Genomic DNA, 18,750 nt, shown 5'->3' with positions numbered 1-18,750 from the left:
CCCTTCCGTCTTTTCCTCATCCTATGCGCCTGTGGTCAAAAAAGCTTCCCTTTTACGGTAAATCGCAAAAGAAAATTTACAGAATGTTGTTTACTTTTATATGGCACAGTGCTAAAATGTATACGGCTCGAAGATTGGCACTTTTTGGTTTGCCATATCGCAGATGAAGGAGGACAACACCATGTCAAAATTTCTGGACAAACCCGCCAGTGATACCCTGTATCGGGCATTTGCCGCCCTGGAGACCGAGGAGGAGTGCCGCCGCTTCCTCCAGGACCTGTGCACCGTGTCGGAGCTGAAGGCCATGGAACAGCGGATGGATGTGGCCATGCTGCTGGATGAAGGGCTTATTTACAGTGATATTCTCGAGCGCACCGGTGCCTCCAGCGCTACCATCAGCCGGGTAAACCGCTGTCTTCATTACGGAGCGGATGGCTACCGGGCCGTGATCCCCCGGCTGCGCAAGCAAGAGCAAGAGGAAGAATGAGCAGCTACGATTTTCTGGCCGGCTGTTACGACCGGCTGACCTATGATGTGGACTACGCCGCCTGGGCCGACTACATCGAAAAGCACTTTGCCCGCCGGGGTCTGCCGGGAAAAACCGTTTTGGATCTGGCCTGCGGCACCGGCTCTCTCACCCATGAGCTGGCCCTGCGGGGGTATGAAATGATCGGGGTGGACCTCTCAGCGGAGATGCTCGCCGAGGCGGCAGAAAAAAACCGGGGTGTGGGCCCCATTGAGCCCATCTTCCTGTGTCAGAGCATGGACAAGCTGGATCTGTATGGGACGATCGATGCCTGCGTATGCTGCTTGGACAGTGTCAACTATGTGACCCGCCCCCAGCAGCTCCAAAAGGCTTTTGAGCGAGTCCACCTATTTCTTATGCCCGGAGGTCTCTTTCTCTTTGATGTGAACACCCCCCAGAAGCTCCAGGCTATGGACGGCCAGGTGTTTTTGGACGAGACGGAGGACACCTACTGTGTGTGGCGGGGAGAATTTTCCCGCCGCAGTGGAATTTGCTCCTATTTTATGGATATCTTCCGTCTGGATGAGGAGACGGGCCTGTGGGAACGGGGCGAGGAGCTCCACCAGGAGCGGGCCTATTCCCTGGAGGAGCTTACCGCCATGCTGGAAAAGGCGGGCTTCCGGGACATCAAAACCTATGGCGAGCTGAAAATGCGTCCTCCCGTTCAGGGGGAGGGACGTGTATTTTTCGCGGCAAGAAAGGATTAATCAAGTATGCACGACGAGATCGTAAGAGCAATTACCGGAGACGGCCTGGTCAAGGCAGCGGCCGTCACCGGCCGGGATTTGGTGGAACGGGCCCGGAATATCCACACCCTGCTGCCTATGGCCACCGCAGCCTTGGGACGGGCACTCTTGGGCGCCTCCATGATGGGGGATATGCTCAAGGAGGAAGCGGGGTCCCTTACTCTCCAGATCAAAGGAGGCGGCCCTCTGGGTACTATTCTGGCCGTTTCCGACTGTGAGGGCAACGTCCGGGGCTATGTCCAGAACCCTCATGTGGAGCTGATGGAAAAGTACCAGGGCAAGCTGGATGTGGGAGCGGCAGTGGGCCAGGACGGCACCCTCACTGTGATCAAGGACATTGGCCTGAAAGAGCCCTATGTAGGGTCCATCGGGCTGTTCTCCGGGGAAATCGCCGACGATCTGGCCATGTATTTTGTGGAAAGCGAGCAGATCCCCACCGCCTGCGCTCTGGGGGTCCTGGTGGGGCTGGACCAGAGTGTCACCGCCGCAGGCGGCTATCTCATTCAGCTGCTCCCCGGTGCCAGCGAGGACATGATCACCAAGATCGAAACGGGGGTCCACGCCATGGGCTCCGTGAGCCACGCCTTGGCCGACGGTCTGGACGGTGAAGGGCTTTTGCGGGCTGTGCTGAAGAATTTTGATCTGGAAATTCTGGAAAAACACCCGGTGGAGTACCGGTGCTACTGCTCCCGTGACCGGGTGACCCGCGCCCTCATCAGCATGGGCAAAAAGGATTTGGGAGAGCTCATTCAGGACCAGGGCAAGGCGGAGCTTACCTGCCAGTTCTGTGATCAGGTGTACCATTACTCCAAGGAAGAGCTGGAAGAAATTCTTCAATCTATGTAAAAAAACCGAGGGGAACCATTCCCCTCGGTTTTCATTTACCGGTTGCAGCCAAACGAATCGTTGTTGGTCAGCGCTTCCAGTACATCATACCGGTCCATCTCAAAGGCCTTGGTCATGGCCAGAGCCTCCTCCATGTCCAAATCCACGATCCGTCCGTCCCGTGTGGCCACGATCCGGTTGCCCTTTCCGGCCATCAGAACCTGTACTGCCTCATAGCCCATGCGGCTGGCCGTCTCCCGGTCCCGTGCCGAGGGAGAACCGCCCCGCTGGATGTGGCCCAGCACAGTCACACGGGGATCAATGCCGATCTCTTCCTTAATACGGCTGGCAATCTCGAAGGCGCTGGCCGCACCCTCAGCCGTAACCACCATGTAATGGGTAGAACCGGCCAGACGAGCACGGCGGATATTCTCCACCACGTCATTTTCAAAGTCCAGAGGCCGCTCCGGGATGAGTACCGCCGTAGCGCCCACAGCAATGCCCACATACAGGGCCAGATACCCCGCGTGGCGGCCCATGACCTCTACCACCGAGCAGCGCTCGTGGGACTGCATAGTGTCCCGAAGCTTATCGATGCACTCGATGGCCGTATTGCAGGCGGTGTCAAAGCCAATGGTATAGTGGGAACAGCCGATGTCGTTGTCAATGGTAGCAGGAATGCCTACCACACTCAGCTTCTGTCCGCTCTCCGCAATCTGGCGGGACAGGGCCAGGGCTCCCCGGAAGGTGCCATCGCCGCCGATGGCCACAATACCGTCCAGCCCCAGGAGCTTGCAGGTGCCGATGGCCTTTTCTCTGCCCTTACGGTCCATAAACTCCTCGCTGCGGGCTGTATAGAGGATGGTGCCGCCCTTGTTGATGATATGGCTGACGCTGGAGCTGTTCAGCCGCACAAAGTCATTGGAGATCAAGCCGCTCCAGCCCCGCCGGATTCCAATACACTCGATCCCCTGACCTATCGCCGTACGCACAACGGCCCGTACCGCTGCGTTCATTCCGGGCGCGTCGCCTCCGCTGGTCAGCACTCCGATCCGCTTTACCTGATCGCTCATAATGGGAAGCCCTCCTTATTCTCTCATCAGCCATGGGTCCGCCTCATTTTTCCAGGCCGGGCCATGTGGCTTCATTATGTCATTATTCCCCGCCCTTGTCAAGAACAGCCGCTTCCTTCAAAAAACACCTGCAAAAAGAGCCTTTTCCACCAAAAACCAGCCTCAAAAATTTTTCGTGGAAAAATGTGATTTTCCTGTTGACAAGTGCTGGTTCCTCTTGTATAATAATCAAGCCGTCGCAAGTGAGGCGGCCGCTTCGGGAGCATAGCTCAGCTGGTAGAGCACATGCCTTACAAGCATGGGGTCACAGGTTCGAGCCCTGTTGTTCCCACCACTTCCCCCATGACTACCTGGCTCGGTAGTTCAGTTGGTTAGAACGCCGGCCTGTCACGCCGGAGGTCGAGGGTTCAAGTCCCTTCCGAGTCGCCACTTGCCTCTGTAGCTCAGTTGGTAGAGCAGAGGACTGAAAATCCTCGTGTCGTTGGTTCGATTCCGACCGGAGGCACCATCCCCCGTGAGCTCTCTTACGGGGGAGACAAAATGCGAGTGTAGCTCATCTGGTAGAGCGCCACCTTGCCAAGGTGGAGGTAGCGAGTTCGAGCCTCGTCACTCGCTCCAATTACGGAGCAAAGACCTCTTTGCTCCGTATTTAATAAGGTGCCATAGCCAAGTGGTAAGGCAGAGCTCTGCAAAAGCTCCACTCCCCAGTTCAAATCTGGGTGGCACCTCCAAAAAAGAAACACCAGCCTGTAGGCTGGTGTTTCTTTTTTGGATTCCGGCGGCTCAAGGCCGCCTCCTCCCTTCGGAGTTTCAAATGCTCGGGGTCGGCAAAGCCGAACCTGCGCAATTCTTCGCTGCGCTCCGAATTTACGCCGCACTCGCGGCGCGGCTCAGAAGGGCCGTTTGATGATTTGGCAGCGGCATCTAAGTGGTACAGACACCAATAATATGTAATTTGTGAGGAGATCTGCATGCCATTAAGAAACATTGATGGACAGTATATTCCATCTTTTTTTAGTATCATTTTGGAAACCAATGATAAGATCAATGTTGCAATCGAAGCGAATCCCGCAACGTTTGCGCATGAATTCGTTCACTATCTCCAAGACCTAATTTTACCGTATAATATTCGGTTAAATTTAAGTAAGATTCGTTGGTTTTATGATATTTCTGAAATTGCATGTCGCAAAGGGTATTTAAAACGTCCCTTCGAGGAGTGGAATCGCGATTCGCAACTTCTGAAACTTCAATATCAATACACCATCGGAGATGGAAAGTTTATAGATCAAGTAGCCGACATCGGTGAGCCTCTTATTTCATCCGAAGAATTCTGTGCATTTGATGAATCATTTACTCGCAAACAGCGAAAATCCACAATTTATAAATATTCTATACCAATAGACAACATGTCAGAAAATTATAATATAGGCGCCAGAGATTTATTAGAGTACATTGCTCACAAAATCGAAAGGAAACATTTTCCCGCTAATTCTGCAGTTTCACAATTTCCATATGAATCTGTAGATATCCTTTTTGAAAAGTATGGACTATCTCGCCTGCCAGTTGCCACTCGACTGTGCATCGCAGAATATTGTCTCTACAATGATAATCCAATTCGTTTTATGTTTCAGCAGTTTCTTAAAAACGACAGTATGCGAGCGTTCTTCTCCAGCTATGGCTTAGACCACAAAGGACTATATCAGTTACTTTTGCTCTCAGGTTTTCAAACGACCGACGGTATTGCAGAAAGCCTATTGCATAAAACCAACAGAAGGTTAGAGCAATTTAAAACTGATCTTCAAACTGGTTATGGTCAGTTTCCTCAAATAGTGGAATGGGTTTCGGAAGTAAGTAAATTTGCGAAAGATCGATTATCGAATCGTTTTATTTTTACGGATCTGTTTCACATGAGCACTCCAGAACTTCATAATTTTATGAAAGAAACCATTTCTACCGTTGGAATCCCTCTCGTTATGAATAAAAAGGGGGAATATATTTCTTTCCCAAACACTCAAAGCCAGGAAGAAAGAACTACACAAGAATTTATACAATTTTATATTCTTGAGAATTTCTTGCTTTTTATAGAAGATAGAAAAGCGAACTCCTGTCCTATTCGAAAATTCTGTCACTGCAACTATACCGTTGATTGCAATGGAGGCTATCTATTCGATCGAGAAAAAAGAATCAAGAAAAATGATGCCTGCCCATTTTGGAATTTTTTAAATGCGTACAAATTATCAGATATACAGTATAGATGATGAATTTAAAGAGAGGCTGCAAACTATTTCTACCAAAACGCTAACACTATGGTGTAAAAATTTTGAGGCAGACACCGCACTCTCCGCCCCTTTGGGCATAGGTTTGACAATGCCACTGGATTAAACTGTGCGGAGACATGTTCCATCAAATTCTGAACCTTACCGCGTATATCAACTACCTTATAAGAGGCACCTGCAAGCAGGTGCCTCTTTTTTAATTTTGGGAAAAACAAAGGACTTTGGAAGGACAGAACCGGCGCTCCTGGGCAATTCTTCCCCTGGGCTCGTTGACATTTTCCCACACCCATGGTATAATTTTGACGCGCGTAAAATTACTATTTTTCACCAAGAAACCGGTACGCTTAGAACAAAGGAGGGACTTGCTGTGAACGTTTCCAAACTATTTGAACCTGGCAAAATTGCAAATCTGACAATCAAAAACCGCATTGTTATGACTGCCATGGGCGTCTGCTTGGGCGGCGCCGATGGTCAGGCCACCCCAGAAATCATCAAATACTACGAAGCACGGGCCAGAGGGGGCGTAGGTCTTATCATCACCGAAGTGACCCGCGTAGACGACGTAGACGGAAAAGGCATGCCCCATCAATTGGGTGTCACCGACCTTAAACACATCGGGCCGCTCCAGCAGCTTACCGATACGGTCCACAGCTACGGCACCAAACTTTTTATTCAACTGCAGCACCCAGGCAAGGAAGGCATGGCTGCCCTGAATGCAGGCCGTCCCCTGGTGGCACCCAGTGCCATTCCCAACAGCAAGGGAGCCATGCCCAGGGAGCTGAGCATACAGGAAATCCATCAGCTCGTTCAGAAGTTTATTGCAGGCGCAAGGATTGCACGCCTGGGCGGTGCGGACGGCGTAGAAATCCACGCAGCTCACGGCTATCTTATCAACCAATTCCTCAGTCCCCGCCACAACCATCGGACCGATGAATATGGAGGCTCCTTTGAAAACCGGCTGCGTTTTGCTCTGGAGATCATTCAGGGAATCAAACAAGCCTGTCCCGGTTTCCCTCTGAGCGTACGCATCAGCGCCGACGAATTTATGCCCGATGGAAATAGCCTTCAGGACGGGGTCAAGATTGCACAGGCCATGGTGGAGGCCGGCGCCGATGTGATCAATGTAAGCAATGGACTGCATGAGAGCGGCGTCACCATTATGGAGCCCTATGCCTATCCGGAGGGCTGGAAAAAGCACCTGGCCAAGACGATCCGGGCCGCCGTATCGGTCCCTGTCATTGCGGTCAATACCATTAAGTCTCCAGAAACGGCGGAAGCATTGCTGGAGGAAGGTGTCAGTGACTTCATTGGGGCCGGCCGCAGCCTCCTGGCTGATCCAGATTGGCCCAACAAAGCAAAAAATGGGGTTCCTGAGACCATCCGCAGCTGTGTGGGATGTATGCAGTGCTTCTCCGAGCTGGCCATGGGGCGCCATATTGGGTGTGCAGTCAATCCGCGAACCGGTCGGGAGCTATACTTCCCCGCCCCCATCCGTGACCGCAGCGGTGAGTGCGCCGTGGTGGTCGGCGGCGGCCCTGCCGGTATGGAGGCCGCAGTTACGTTGGCCCATCGGGGATACCATGTGACGCTGTTTGAGCAGGAAGCTCAATTGGGCGGTGCTCTTAACTTAGCGGATAAGCCTCCTAAAAAGCACCTGATCACCCGTCTGCGCGACACCATGATCGGCGAGCTGGAGGAAGCCGGTGTCCAGATCCGGTTGAACACCAGAGCCACCCCCGAAGCAGTCCGTGCCCTGAAGCCTGCTGCTCTGTTCCTTGCCTGCGGCGCCCAGCCCATCGTTCCTACAATTCCTTCCGCTAAGACCATGTACACGTTTGCCGATGTGCTTACCGGCAGCGTCACAGTCACAGGCCGGGTCGCTGTCATCGGCGGAGGTCTTGTCGGCCTTGAAACCGGAGAATTTCTTGCCGAGCAGGGCTGCCACGTCGTGTTAGTGGAACAGATGGAGGAAGTTGGACAGGGCGTATACGCCAGCGTGGTCTTTACCCTCGTCAAGGCGTTAAAGGAACACGGGGCAGAGATTCTCACCGGCCATCGGCTCACCGCAGTCACACAGCAGGGTATCGAAGCCCAAACCGGAGAGCACAGCGTCCAAATTCCCTGTGATTTTGTGGTGCTTGCTCTGGGCTCCAAGCCCGATTCCCACACCCTGGCCGAATTCCAAACCGCTTTCCCCCAGGCTGTGGTGATTGGCGATGCGCTGGCAGGACGGCGCATTATGGAAGCCACCCGAGAGGGCTATCTCCAGGCCCTACACATTTAACCTCCCGCTCAGTCAAAATGTTCTGTCCTTTCTCTCCAGGCACAGCGGAATCATAACAAAATTCCGGAGAAGCAGATGTTTGCCTCTGCTTCTCCGGAATTGTTTTTTTAGGAACGTACTCGTTCCCCGCTCTCCCCCATCTGCTGCCAACGCCTGCTCTGCCAGCAGAATCGGGCATAGGACAGAACCGCCCTGACCAACCAATCGATGATCATGGCTCCCCAAATAGCTTCCAGTCCCCAGCCGAACACATGGATCAGCACATAGGAGAGCGGAATCCGCACCACCCACATACCTGCCAGCGAAATGTAGAAGGGCCAGCGCGTGTCCCGCGCACCGCGCAATACCCCGGCCAACACCACGCCCACAGCCAGGAAGGGCTCTGCAAACGCCTCAATCCGCAGCATTTTAGCCGCCAAAAGAATCGTTGGGCCATCATCGGTGAAAAAGCCAATAATGGGCGCCGCACAAAGAAACATGATCGTACTGGTCACCAGCATAACACCGATTCCCAGACGGTTGCACCACCGGCCGTAGCGCACTGCCAGCTCCCGCTTTCCCGCGCCCAGAGACTGGGCCACCAGCGTGGTCCCGGCGGTGGCAAAGCCGTAAACCGGCAAATAACAGAGCTTTTCACCCGTATCCGCCAGGAGATTGGCAGACAGTGCCATCGTGCCCAGCCCCGTGATCATAGCCGTAGCCGCAATCTGTCCCAGAGAGATGGTCACCCGTTCCATGGCTGCGGGAGTTCCCAGGGCAATGGCTCGCTTGATGATCTTCCTGTCCGGACAAAACCCCTCCTTCAGCCCGATCCGGTAGGCCGCAGGCCGCAAAAACAGCACCGCCATCAAGCTGACACCGGAAAACACAATAGAGGCAGCGGTGGCCGCAGCCGCTCCGCTGACTCCCCAGCCCGCCCGATGCAGGGTAAAGCTATGCCCGAACAGGGTCATTTGGGTGGTGGGATAAATCAAAAAATAATTGCCCACAACGTTGATCAGATTCGTCATGATATTGAACTTCATGGGCGTTTTCGTATCACCGGCACAGCGCAGAATGCTGGAACAGACAATCAATGATACATTGAACAAATACGCCATGCCAATAATCTGCAAGTAGCTCCGGGCCATGGGGATCACCACCGGGTCGGCATGCATCCAAACCGGAAGCCAGGGAGCCACCACAAGGGTCACCAGCGCCGTCAGCAAGAGGCCCACCACTACGGTAGCCAGAACCGACTGCCGGATAATTTTCTTTGCCTGATCAAAATTTCCTTCGCCAATGCTGTGGGCAACCAGCACGGAATATCCGACCCCCACCGCATTCATAAAGCCATTGATCAGCCAAATGGTAGACATGGTCACTCCCACAGCAGCTGTTGCATCCACACCGATGCTGCCTACCATGGCCGTGTCCACATAATTAACCGCCGTCTGCAAAAGCAGCTCCACGATCGTAGGCCACGACAGCAACACCACTTGCTTCCATGGTGGAATGCTTCCATCCAATATGCTTCCCGGTACCGCCATTTTCCTTGCCTCTTCTCCTTGACGGCCCCTCACAGGCCCGTCCGCTTACGCAAAAATTTCGTTCCCTATGTAAAACCAGGGAGATGATGCATCTGAATCTTTCAAGACACCACGCGGAGAGGGGGATTGTCTCCCCCTCTCCGCCGGCAATTCTGTGATACGGCCTACCTGCCGAAAAATTCGCAGTTGGGCACTCCATGATTTTCCACCACAGAGCGCAGGCCTCTCTTGCTGTCCTCGGTGGCAAATACGATCTCAGCCGCCTTCAGTTCAAACTCACGTGCCTGCTCAATGTTGTTCTGGGTGGCCATCCGGACGCAGTCCTTATAGTACTTTACCGCAATGGGCGCTGCTTTGGACATTTTTTTGGCAATGGCCAAACCAACTTCCTCCACCAGTTCGTCCGCCACTACCTTGCTGGCAAGGCCCAGCTCATAGCACTGCCGCCCGGTAAAGTCCTCGTTGAGGAACATATAATCCAAAACCTTGTTTCTGCCAATCCACATGGGCAGGCGAAGAGAACTCATGCCCCAGGACCCCACCGTACCATAGTAAATATCTCCATCGTGCATGCGGAACCCCTCACCCACGATACGGATATCAAAGGCATTGAACAGCGCCGTGGATCCTCCGATACACCGGCCTTTGGCCGCTACCAAAGTGGGCTTGGGATAGCAGTCTATGCGCTCAACCAGCCGATTTCCCAGCACGGAAAAGCTCTCCGAAATCTCCTCGGTTGCTCCGTTCAGGTTTTTTGTAATATCCCCGCCGTCCGCGCCATAGGAGAAATCCGGTCCGTTGCTTTTGAGCATGACCGCCCGCACTACGTCATCCTTTTCAAAGGTCTCCAGCGCATCCATCAGCTCTGCCATCATACGCTTGCTCACCGAATTGAGGGGCGGATAATTTAATGTAATCACGCCAACCCGCTCCACTTTTTCTGTAAGGATCGTCACATATTCCATAATCATTCTCCATTCTGCCCTTGCCCTGGGCTCTCAATGTTCTGTCCCCACAGGGCGTTTCGTGCCGCCCTGCCTGCAGTCACCATAGAGGAGGCCTACTTCTCTTCCTTGGCGGAAGCGACCACCTCTGCCACCTTCGCCGTATTCTCCGTGGGAGAGTGCTTGGTGCACAAGCTGACAATCACATAGGCGATGATGCCGGGAACCACGGGGAACACGCTGGAGAAGGGAACGGTAATCACTCCGAAAATACTCAGCAGTGCAGTGCCCATGCCCACAGCTGCCGCGGCGGCAGCGCCCTTGGTGGTGCCGCGTTTCCAAATAATTCCGCCTACCAGAGGCACCAAGGTACCGGCCAGCATGATGGTGTAGCCCACGGAAAGCAGGTCAATAACATTCTCAAAAATGGTGGCACAGATGACCGCCGCAATGGAGACGATCACATTGACCGCCAGATTCAAACGCTTCTGCTGGGCCTCGCTGGCATTCTTATTGATAAATCCACAATACAGGTCATGCACCACCAGAGCATCGGTGGCCACCAGAGCACCGCTGGCAGTGGACATGATCGCCGCCAAAATGGCACAAATCATGATGGCACACACCAGAGGGGGCACTTTATTCATCAGCAGAACAACAAATGCGCTGGTGCCGGCCTCGGGGAACTCCGCGCCGCCCCACATGCCAATGTAAACCATAAGGAACGCAAAGAGGAACATGGGGACACAGCTGAGCAGATGGCCCCAAAAAGCGGTATTCTCCGTTTTGGCGGAGGCTGCGCGCTGCACAGAGGTCTGATCCACCAACACAGAAAGCACCATGGGTCCCACAAACATCATCCACAGTTCCGGGGTAATGTTAAACAGGTCAAACTTTTCCGCCGGATAGTAGGAATGGACCACATCCAGGCCGCCCTGCGTGAGCATGGAGACACCTACCACCAGCACGCCCACGATGATCACTCCCACCTGGAACACCGCCGTGGCGTAAGACCCCCACAGGCCGGCAAACATGGTATATACCAGCATAACCGCCGCTGTGATCACCAGTCCAATGACAGGGTCAATTCCAAAGGCCGAAAAGATCGCCTTGGAGGCCACCAATTGCCCGCCCATGGAAGCGGCGCAGGCAAAGGGACCGATGCCGCTGTAAAGGAGGACAATGAAGTTTCCGGAATATCTTCTCTTAAAATAGTCCGAGAAGGACACCAGCTTATTGCGGTAAATAAACCGGGTCATGCAGAAGGCATGGACCACACAGGCCAGGCCGCAGGCGATGGCATACCAGGCGCCCGCCACGCCCAAGGAGACGGCATATTGTGTGGTGCCAATAACCACACCCGATCCAATGCTGGCGCCAACCGCCGATGCAATGATAAACCAAAATCCAGATTGTCCCGACGCGGTCAAAAAGTCCTTTGTCGTACTGGCGTGGGACCGGCCCCGCAAACCAATCACCACATTGATCACCATGAAAATGACGAACGTTAAAATGATAAGTGTATACAGATCCATTCCGATAGACGCCTCCTGTCAAATTACAATTTTTACACACACGGGCTATATTGTCTCTGGGCTATCTATGCGTTACCTCCTCCCTTTCTCCTTGTTCCACACATACCGGGCTTCCTGTTTCATTTATAGCTCTTCATAAAACCGCTTAGCATTATGATATAAAATGTGCTCCTTGGCATCGTCGCTGAAGGGCAGCGCTTCCACCTGTGCAATGATATCTTCCACCGGCACACTTTGCGTGCCCCAGTTGGAGGCAAAACAAATTCGCTCCTTCAGACTGTTCTCACCATAGTACAAATACGGCTCATAGCCCGATCCCCGCATAGCCATTTTTTCCGGCGAATGGGTTTCAAAGTTCAAATACACATTCTCATGGCGAAGGGCCAGACACATAAACTCCAGTACCCAGGGCCATCCGCTCACACCGGCCATGATCTTCAGCTCCGGGAAATCCCTGGCCACCTGGTCAATATAACGCGGATGGCCAATATCATAGGGCACAGCCTTGGAAAGATTCAGGCTGCAATAAATATGTACCGGAATCCCCAGCTCACACGCCTTGCTGTAAAGGGGATAATTCCGCTTATCGCTGGCAGGCAGCTTGGTGCGGAAAGCGGTCAGATACAGGGCATGCAGCCCATATTCTTTCACGCACGTCTCTAACTCGCGTACCGCTTGCTCCCCTTTATTGGGATCTACATAAATAAAGCCTTTCAATTTATTGGGATACGCCTGAACCAGTTCCGCCGTTTTTCTGTTGTCGTGATCTCCGTCGCAAGTAATGCCCCATTCAATTCCAATCTCATCCAGGTGGCGTACAAATTGCTCGGGCTTCATGGCATTCTGTTCCGCCGCTGCATGAACCACTTGTTGGAAGCCCTCTTTTCCCTGCTGCTCATATACCTCGTCAAGCTCCTGGATGGTAAGCCCTACCTGCGCGGCAATTCCTGGCCCATAGGAATTTTTGTAACCGCGATACTGGGGATCCAGACACATGGTACTGAGTGTGTTTGCCAATTCGTTTGCCCCCATGGGCATATCCAGGCACAAATCAATTACCTTTCTCATAGGCTCCTCCTTTACGTTTTGCTCTTTATCCAGTTTTTGCTTTACTCAAGTATTTCGTTAGTCAAAAAATAGCACAATTATTGACGCACGTCAATAATTGTGCTTTACAAATTTTTCTGGGCATTTTTGTGCAAATCAATGGTTTTCTTTCGTGCAGATCGCCCAGGTATTTGCTGCCTATCCTTCTCCCCAAGAAACCGGGAGGGATAAACCTTCCGGGCTGCGTGACTTTGTCCTGCGGGATTGCGGCACAGATCCGACAAAAAAGCGCCGGAGACGAAGCTCCGGCGCTTTCATTATTTCTCAGCTTTTTCAATCAATTCCGCAAGGACAAAGGTACGGTCTAAAATCGCCTCCATCTCTTCCTTCGTTAGGTCAAAGGTAGGCATAATCGCATACTTGCCCAGGCAATCCATAAATTCCCTGTCACTCAGTTTTATCGTACCATAGTATTCTCCCACTACCATAGCACGGCCTACGCCTTCTACCATCCGTACGTGGATACGGAATTCCTTGCCGTCCACAGGCTTTCCCCGGTATACAAAGGCATCCCGGCTATCGGAGTAATACCGCTCAATCTGATCCGCAGAAGCCGATACATCCAAAGTTGCAAATTCGGAAGCCACTATAAACTCAATAAACAACGGATTGAGGAGCATCATCCTGCGATACATCAGATATTTCAGCATCAGACGCACCATAGGCTCCTGCCCCAGGGGAAGAACGGTCGAGACAACCTGCTCAATTCCCTGGAATTCTTCCCGAAACAACACCTGCATGATGCTCTCTTTGTTTTTGAAATAATAGTACACCAAAGAGCGCGGTACACCCAGGTAGTCGGCCACATCTTTGATTGCCGTCTTTGCATATCCGTTTTCCCTGACCACATGCTTTGTCGCCTCAAGGATATTCTTTCGCATTTCTGCACTTTTTTTATAAGCCATGTCGCACAAACCCATCCGCTTTTATTTGGTTCATTATATCACCCTTTACCAATAGGGTCAATTATAAAGTCCTTATATGTCCTCGGTCAGCTGCAAGCGGGTTGTGAAACAGACACAGCGGGCCCAGTCCCCTTCCGGTACGTTCTGTGTTCGATTCAATGCTCCAGGCAAGTTTCATTGTCTCTTCCTCCTACGACGTTTGCCCCAATCCAGTCCCTGCGGCCTCTCCGCCTCTCGTCAGAGGAAAATTCCCCAGGTTTTGGGATATTCTTTTGTGAGAATCGCTAATTTTTCCGAAATTTTCCCCCTTTTATTCTGTCATTCCTGTGGAGAACGACAGTTGACTTTTGTTTTTCCTTCTCTTAGAATAAATGCATATATCGTTTGCCGCACTTGCAGGAAGGGAGAACCTGGGATGATGCTGGTTCATTGTAATCCAATGATGAATGCCGGCCGGTCCGCCGCCTATGGCGATGGGGACTCTTGTTCTTGCGCCTATTTTCAGGCTTCCAACGCCAATTTCATGATTTTTTCTGTGGACACCATGGTCATGGTGTCCATTTTTCTTATTTTAGTCGTGGCTGTCCTGTGCGGAGCACTGGCCCAAATGATTCCAGCCGCTATTTTTCTTTCCCTGGCCGGCACACTGTTTTACAATCTGAACACCCCCTAAAGAACAACCGTACCGTGACCATCTCTTCGATACAAAAGCGGCTTCGTTCTTGCGGGAATGAAGGCCGCTTTTTTGTATAATCACTTAAAAAGGAGCAATTAGAATGAAGAAGTTACTCTCTCTTGCCCTGGCTCTGGCCATGACCATGAGCCTGGCCGCCTGCGGCGGAGGCAGCAGTTCCTCCTCCAGCCAGAGCGGCGCCGCCTCCAGTGCTTCCGGCGCCTCCAGCAGCACCTCCGGTGAGGCCGCCAATGCCTTTAAGCTGGGCGGTACCGGCCCTCTGACTGGCGGTGCCTCCATCTACGGCTTGGCTGCCCAGCGCGGCGCCCAGATCGCCGTGGATGAGATCAACGCCCAGGGCGGCGACATCCAGTTTGTCCTGCGCTATGAGGACGATGTGAACGACCCTGAGAAGGCTGTCAATGCCTACAACGCACTGAAGGAGTGGGGCATGCAGATCTCTCTGGGCTCCGTCACTACCCAGCCCGGCATCGCCACCTCCAGCTACAACTTTGCCGACAGCATCTTTGCCCTGACCCCCTCCGCCTCCTCCCCTGATGTGATCTCCGGCAAGGACAACGTCTATCAGATGTGCTTCTCCGACCCCAACCAGGGTCTGGCTTCCGCCCAGTATATCTCCCAGCAGAAACTGGGCGAGAAGGTGTTCATCATCTGGAAGAGCGATGACAACTACTCCACCGGCATTAAGGATAAGTTCATGGCCGAGGCTGAGCAGCTGGGGCTGAATGTGGTAGGCAACGCCACCTTCACCACTGACACCGCCACCGACTTCACCGTTCAGCTGACCCAGGCCAAGCAGAAGGAAGCTGACCTGCTGTTCCTGCCCATTTACTATCAGCCCGCCTCTCTGATCCTGAACCAGGCCAACGCCATGGGCTATGAGCCCAAGTTCTTCGGCGTGGACGGCATGGACGGTATCCTCACCATGAAGGGCTTTGACACCTCTTTGGCTGAGGGTGTTATGCTGCTGACCCCCTTCAACGCCGACGCCCAGGATGAGGCCACCCAGAGCTTCGTGAAGGCCTATCAGGACAAGTACGGCGAGACCCCCATCCAGTTTGCTGCCGACGCCTATGACTGCGTCTACGCCTACAAGCAGGCCCTGGAGACCGCCGGCTGCACCCCCGACATGAGTGCGGCGGACATCAACACCAAGCTGAAGGAGACCTTCCCCACCATCACCTTTACTGGTCTGACCGGCGACGGCGCCGGCATCACCTGGGATGCCACCGGCGCGGTGTCCAAGAGCCCCAAGGGCATGGTCATTCAGGACGGCGCTTACGTGGGTATGGACTGATTCCCGTTTGACACAATACGCGCTTCCCAGGGGACTGCGTGGCAGTCCCCTGGGACACGTGTTTCCTTGCAGCAAAAGGGGACGCATGGGAAAGGGGCCGGAAGGGCCCGGCGTTTTTCCCATGCGCCCTGAGAGAGAAAAGGTGAGTGAATTATGGATTTCTTGACCCTGTTGGATTACCTGATCCGGGGCCTGAGCCTGGGCAGCATCTACGCAATTATCGCCTTGGGCTATACCATGGTCTACGGAATCGCAAAAATGCTGAACTTTGCCCACGGCGACGTGATCATGGTGGGCGGCTACATCTGCTTTTTCACCATGTCTGGCCTGAGCACCTCCTTTGCAGAGGGTTCCCTGGCCGCGGCGGTGATTCCCGCCCTGGCGGGCGTCCTGCTGTCCATGGTGGTATGTACCGCTCTGGGCGTAGTCATTGAGGGGCTGGCCTACAAGCCCTTGCGCCAGGCTCCCTCTCTGGCGGTACTGATTACCGCCATCGGCGTGAGCTACTTCCTCCAGAATGCGGCCCTGCTGATGTGGTCTTCCAGTCCCAAGGTATTTTCCCCCATCGTGGGCAACGGCCTGCTTCAGGTGGGCCCTCTGAGCATCTCCTATGTTACTCTGGTGACCATCGCTGCCTGCGTGGTCATCATGATCGTGCTGACCTCCTTTACCGGCCGCACCAAACTCGGGAAGGCCATGCGGGCGGTGTCAGAGGACAAGGGGGCTGCTCAGCTCATGGGCATCAACGTCAACCGCACCATCTCCATGACCTTTGCCATCGGTTCGGCTCTGGCGGCCATCGCAGGCGTGCTGCTGTGCTCTGCCTACCCCACCCTGACCCCCACCACCGGCTCTATGCCCGGCATCAAGGCGTTCACCGCCGCCGTGTTCGGCGGCATCGGTTCCATCCCCGGAGCTCTGCTGGGCGGACTGCTCCTGGGTATCATTGAAATCTTTGCCAGCGCCTATATCTCCACGCAGCTGTCCACCGCCGTGGTCTTCGGCGTACTCATTATCGTGCTGCTGGTCAAGCCCGCGGGCCTGCTGGGCAAGACCGTGCGGGAGAAAGTGTGAGGTGGCCGGCATGAAAAAGAATATTTTGACCATAAACAAATCCACCCGCTCCATGCTCTTTACCTACACCCTGGTCATTGGTGCCTTTGTGATCATCCAGCTTCTGCGCACCTTTAAAGACGGAGGCGTGGGTGCGGTACTGGAGGGTCAGCTCATCCCCATCTGTGCCTATGTGACCATGGCTCTGGCTCTGAACCTGGTGGTCGGCATTTCCGGCGAGCTGAGTCTGGGACACGCAGGCTTTATGAGCATCGGTGCCTTTATGGGCTGCTCCGCCGCCAGCGCTCTGGCCGGTGTGATCCCCTCCGCTCCGGTGCGTCTGGCCGTAGCTATGCTGGTAGGCGCTGCCCTGGCCGGCTTCTTCGGCTTTCTCATCGGAATTCCCGTACTGCGTCTCAATGGCGACTACCTGGCCATCGTCACTCTTGCCTTCGGTGAAATTATCAAGAGCCTGCTGACCAACGTCTACTTGGGTATGGATTCCAACGGCTTCCAATTCAGCTTCCTGGAAAACCGGAACATCCTGGGCGAGGGCAGCATCGAGCTCATCAAAGGCCCCATGGGTGTGATGAACGCCCAGCGCATCTCTTCCTTTATCGCAGGCTTTGTGCTGGTCGTCGTTACCCTGATCGTCATCTTCAACCTGGTCAACAGCCGCACCGGCCGGGCCATCATGGCCGCCCGTGACAACCGCATCGCCGCCGAAAGCGTAGGCATCAGCGTCACCAAGTACAAAATGATCGCCTTTGTCACCTCCGCCGCCCTGGCGGGGGCCGCCGGTACCCTCTATGGCTGCAGCCAGGTCACCTTCACCGCAACCAAGTTTGACTTCAACACCTCTATCCTTATCCTGGTGTTTGTGGTGTTAGGCGGCCTGGGCAACATGTGGGGCTCGGTCATCGCCGCCGCCGCCCTGACCGTCCTGCCTGAGGCCCTGCGCCAGTTTGCCGACTACCGCATGCTGGTCTACGCCATTGTGCTGATCCTGGTCATGCTGGCCACCAATAACCCCACGCTCTGGAACTGGTACGCCCGCTTCCAGAGAAAAAAAGCAGAGGAGAAGGGAGGCGCTGAGCAATGAGCAAATTTCAAAAAGAGCCGGTGAAGCTGGTGCCAGTGCCCAGCACCAACAAAATCCCCGAGCGTGATATTGACAAAAGTCCCATTTTGGAGTGCCGCCACTTAGGGATAGACTTCGGCGGCCTGGCGGCCGTGAAGGATTTCAACATGGCTATCGGCCGCACGGAAATTGCCGGCCTCATCGGCCCCAACGGAGCAGGCAAGACCACCGTCTTTAACCTTTTGACCAAAGTCTATCAGCCTACCCGAGGCACCATCCTTCTGGACGGCATGGACACCAACAGCATGAATACCGTCCAGGTGAACAAGGCCGGTATTGCCCGTACCTTCCAGAATATCCGCCTGTTCAATAACCTCACCGTGGAGGATAACGTGAAGCTGGGCCTTCACAACCACATTGACTGCGGCATGTGGAGCAGCATCTTCCGCCTGCCCAAGTACTGGAGCTCTGAGAAGAAGGCACGGGAAGAAGCCATGGAGCTTCTGTCCATCTTTGACATGGGCTATCTGGCCAAGTTCAAGGCCAGCTCCCTGCCCTACGGCGCCCAGCGCCGTCTGGAGATCGTCCGCGCCCTGGCCACCAAACCCAGCCTCCTGCTTCTGGACGAGCCAGCGGCGGGCATGAACCCCTCGGAGACGGCGGAGCTTATGGAGACCATCGTCAAAATCCGGGACACCTTCAACATCGCCATTTTGCTCATCGAGCATGATATGAGCCTGGTCATGGGCATCTGCGAGGGCATTGCGGTACTGAACTTCGGCCAGATCATCGCCAAGGGCACTCCCGATGAGATCAAGAATAACCCGGTGGTCATCGAGGCCTACCTGGGCAAGCAGAAGGAGGCGTAAGGACGT

At 54.1% G+C, this 18,750-nt stretch carries 16 protein-coding genes and 5 tRNA genes; 15 read left to right on the top strand and 6 right to left on the bottom strand.

Annotation, left to right across the window (positions count from 1 at the left end; genetic code table 11):
- Positions 1–181 precede the first annotated feature (181 nt).
- The 3 genes from ACTQ3R_RS06685 to hslO are packed head-to-tail and all read left to right on the top strand — an operon-like array spanning position 182 to position 2,118.
- A complete protein-coding gene (locus ACTQ3R_RS06685; protein ID WP_441778364.1) occupies positions 182–487 on the top strand; it encodes a YerC/YecD family TrpR-related protein in 306 nt (101 codons plus the stop codon).
- On the top strand, positions 484–1,233 hold the full coding sequence (locus ACTQ3R_RS06680) for a class I SAM-dependent DNA methyltransferase (RefSeq protein ID WP_441778363.1): 750 nt from the start codon (positions 484–486) through the stop codon (positions 1,231–1,233). The genes ACTQ3R_RS06685 and ACTQ3R_RS06680 overlap by 4 nt, the downstream gene beginning before the upstream one ends.
- 6 nt (positions 1,234–1,239) lie before the next feature.
- On the top strand, positions 1,240–2,118 hold the full coding sequence (gene hslO, locus ACTQ3R_RS06675; protein ID WP_441778362.1) for an Hsp33 family molecular chaperone HslO: 879 nt from the start codon (positions 1,240–1,242) through the stop codon (positions 2,116–2,118).
- A gap of 35 nt (positions 2,119–2,153) precedes the next feature.
- On the opposite strand, the gene pfkA is transcribed toward hslO, so the two are convergent.
- Positions 2,154–3,170, bottom strand: coding sequence for a 6-phosphofructokinase (gene pfkA / locus ACTQ3R_RS06670; RefSeq protein WP_441778361.1), 1,017 nt, complete (start codon positions 3,168–3,170; stop codon positions 2,154–2,156).
- 258 nt (positions 3,171–3,428) lie between these two features.
- Between pfkA and ACTQ3R_RS06665 the strand changes: the two genes are divergently transcribed.
- The 7 genes from ACTQ3R_RS06665 to ACTQ3R_RS06635 all read left to right on the top strand — a co-directional run bounded on the left by ACTQ3R_RS06665 (position 3,429) and on the right by ACTQ3R_RS06635 (position 7,730).
- Positions 3,429–3,504, top strand: a tRNA-Val gene (locus tag ACTQ3R_RS06665).
- 18 nt (positions 3,505–3,522) lie between these two features.
- Positions 3,523–3,599 (top strand) — tRNA-Asp (locus ACTQ3R_RS06660).
- 3 nt (positions 3,600–3,602) lie between these two features.
- Positions 3,603–3,678, top strand: a tRNA-Phe gene (locus ACTQ3R_RS06655).
- Between the two features lie 34 nt (positions 3,679–3,712).
- A tRNA-Gly gene (locus ACTQ3R_RS06650) sits at positions 3,713–3,788 on the top strand.
- Between the two features lie 38 nt (positions 3,789–3,826).
- Positions 3,827–3,901, top strand: a tRNA-Cys gene (locus ACTQ3R_RS06645).
- Between the two features lie 240 nt (positions 3,902–4,141).
- A complete protein-coding gene (locus ACTQ3R_RS06640) occupies positions 4,142–5,428 on the top strand; it encodes a hypothetical protein (protein ID WP_441778360.1) in 1,287 nt (428 codons plus the stop codon).
- A 385-nt stretch (positions 5,429–5,813) separates the two neighbouring features.
- Positions 5,814–7,730 (top strand): oxidoreductase, encoded by a 1,917-nt coding sequence (locus ACTQ3R_RS06635; RefSeq protein WP_441778359.1) that lies wholly within the window; start codon positions 5,814–5,816, stop codon positions 7,728–7,730.
- 107 nt (positions 7,731–7,837) lie between these two features.
- Here ACTQ3R_RS06635 and ACTQ3R_RS06630 read toward each other — a convergent pair whose 3' ends face one another.
- The 5 genes from ACTQ3R_RS06630 to ACTQ3R_RS06610 all read right to left on the bottom strand — a co-directional run bounded on the left by ACTQ3R_RS06630 (position 7,838) and on the right by ACTQ3R_RS06610 (position 13,750).
- A complete protein-coding gene (locus ACTQ3R_RS06630) occupies positions 7,838–9,259 on the bottom strand; it encodes an MATE family efflux transporter (protein ID WP_441778358.1) in 1,422 nt (473 codons plus the stop codon).
- 164 nt (positions 9,260–9,423) lie between these two features.
- Positions 9,424–10,224: an enoyl-CoA hydratase/isomerase family protein gene (locus tag ACTQ3R_RS06625; protein ID WP_441778357.1), complete on the bottom strand. Its 801-nt coding sequence runs from the start codon at positions 10,222–10,224 to the stop codon at positions 9,424–9,426.
- 95 nt (positions 10,225–10,319) lie between these two features.
- Positions 10,320–11,738, bottom strand: a complete 1,419-nt coding sequence (locus ACTQ3R_RS06620; RefSeq protein WP_441778356.1) for a sodium:solute symporter family protein — start codon at positions 11,736–11,738, stop codon at positions 10,320–10,322.
- Between the two features lie 123 nt (positions 11,739–11,861).
- Positions 11,862–12,806: an amidohydrolase family protein gene (locus ACTQ3R_RS06615; protein ID WP_441778355.1), complete on the bottom strand. Its 945-nt coding sequence runs from the start codon at positions 12,804–12,806 to the stop codon at positions 11,862–11,864.
- Between the two features lie 296 nt (positions 12,807–13,102).
- A complete protein-coding gene (locus ACTQ3R_RS06610; RefSeq protein ID WP_441778354.1) occupies positions 13,103–13,750 on the bottom strand; it encodes a TetR/AcrR family transcriptional regulator in 648 nt (215 codons plus the stop codon).
- Between the two features lie 415 nt (positions 13,751–14,165).
- On the opposite strand from ACTQ3R_RS06610, the gene ACTQ3R_RS06605 reads away from it, so the two are divergent.
- The 5 genes from ACTQ3R_RS06605 (at position 14,166) to ACTQ3R_RS06585 (ending at position 18,744) form a co-directional block, all read left to right on the top strand.
- Complete coding sequence (locus ACTQ3R_RS06605) at positions 14,166–14,423, top strand: hypothetical protein (protein ID WP_441778353.1); 258 nt, start codon at positions 14,166–14,168, stop codon at positions 14,421–14,423.
- Between the two features lie 103 nt (positions 14,424–14,526).
- A complete protein-coding gene (locus ACTQ3R_RS06600) occupies positions 14,527–15,741 on the top strand; it encodes an ABC transporter substrate-binding protein (RefSeq protein ID WP_441778352.1) in 1,215 nt (404 codons plus the stop codon).
- Positions 15,742–15,903: 162 nt separating this feature from the next.
- Positions 15,904–16,815, top strand: a complete 912-nt coding sequence (locus ACTQ3R_RS06595; protein WP_441778391.1) for a branched-chain amino acid ABC transporter permease — start codon at positions 15,904–15,906, stop codon at positions 16,813–16,815.
- A 10-nt stretch (positions 16,816–16,825) separates the two neighbouring features.
- A complete protein-coding gene (locus ACTQ3R_RS06590) occupies positions 16,826–17,896 on the top strand; it encodes a branched-chain amino acid ABC transporter permease (RefSeq protein ID WP_441778351.1) in 1,071 nt (356 codons plus the stop codon).
- Entirely contained in the window at positions 17,893–18,744 is an 852-nt protein-coding gene (locus tag ACTQ3R_RS06585) for an ABC transporter ATP-binding protein (protein WP_441778350.1), read from the top strand. Before ACTQ3R_RS06590 ends, ACTQ3R_RS06585 begins: the two co-directional genes overlap by 4 nt.
- Positions 18,745–18,750: the final 6 nt, after the last annotated feature.

The sequence above is a fragment of the Lawsonibacter sp. LCP25S3_E2 genome, assembly GCF_052117285.1.
Classification (GTDB): domain Bacteria; phylum Bacillota; class Clostridia; order Oscillospirales; family Oscillospiraceae; genus Lawsonibacter.
Note: the sequence above shows the minus strand (reverse complement) of the source record. Positions and strands in the feature narration are given on the sequence as shown.

Excerpts from the sequence above, each read along its gene's own strand:
- ACTQ3R_RS06615 (WP_441778355.1), bottom strand. The coding sequence starts at position 12,806 with ATGAGAAAGGTAATTGATTTGTGCCTGGATATGCCCATGGGGGCAAAC.
- pfkA (WP_441778361.1), bottom strand. The coding sequence starts at position 3,170 with ATGAGCGATCAGGTAAAGCGGATCGGAGTGCTGACCAGCGGAGGCGAC.
- ACTQ3R_RS06630 (WP_441778358.1), bottom strand. The coding sequence starts at position 9,259 with ATGGCGGTACCGGGAAGCATATTGGATGGAAGCATTCCACCATGGAAG.
- ACTQ3R_RS06680 (WP_441778363.1), top strand. The coding sequence starts at position 484 with ATGAGCAGCTACGATTTTCTGGCCGGCTGTTACGACCGGCTGACCTAT.
- ACTQ3R_RS06685 (WP_441778364.1), top strand. The coding sequence starts at position 182 with ATGTCAAAATTTCTGGACAAACCCGCCAGTGATACCCTGTATCGGGCA.
- ACTQ3R_RS06620 (WP_441778356.1), bottom strand. The coding sequence starts at position 11,738 with ATGGATCTGTATACACTTATCATTTTAACGTTCGTCATTTTCATGGTG.
- ACTQ3R_RS06585 (WP_441778350.1), top strand. The coding sequence starts at position 17,893 with ATGAGCAAATTTCAAAAAGAGCCGGTGAAGCTGGTGCCAGTGCCCAGC.
- ACTQ3R_RS06640 (WP_441778360.1), top strand. The coding sequence starts at position 4,142 with ATGCCATTAAGAAACATTGATGGACAGTATATTCCATCTTTTTTTAGT.
- hslO (WP_441778362.1), top strand. The coding sequence starts at position 1,240 with ATGCACGACGAGATCGTAAGAGCAATTACCGGAGACGGCCTGGTCAAG.
- ACTQ3R_RS06590 (WP_441778351.1), top strand. The coding sequence starts at position 16,826 with ATGAAAAAGAATATTTTGACCATAAACAAATCCACCCGCTCCATGCTC.
- ACTQ3R_RS06625 (WP_441778357.1), bottom strand. The coding sequence starts at position 10,224 with ATGGAATATGTGACGATCCTTACAGAAAAAGTGGAGCGGGTTGGCGTG.
- ACTQ3R_RS06600 (WP_441778352.1), top strand. The coding sequence starts at position 14,527 with ATGAAGAAGTTACTCTCTCTTGCCCTGGCTCTGGCCATGACCATGAGC.
- ACTQ3R_RS06605 (WP_441778353.1), top strand. The coding sequence starts at position 14,166 with ATGATGCTGGTTCATTGTAATCCAATGATGAATGCCGGCCGGTCCGCC.
- ACTQ3R_RS06610 (WP_441778354.1), bottom strand. The coding sequence starts at position 13,750 with ATGGCTTATAAAAAAAGTGCAGAAATGCGAAAGAATATCCTTGAGGCG.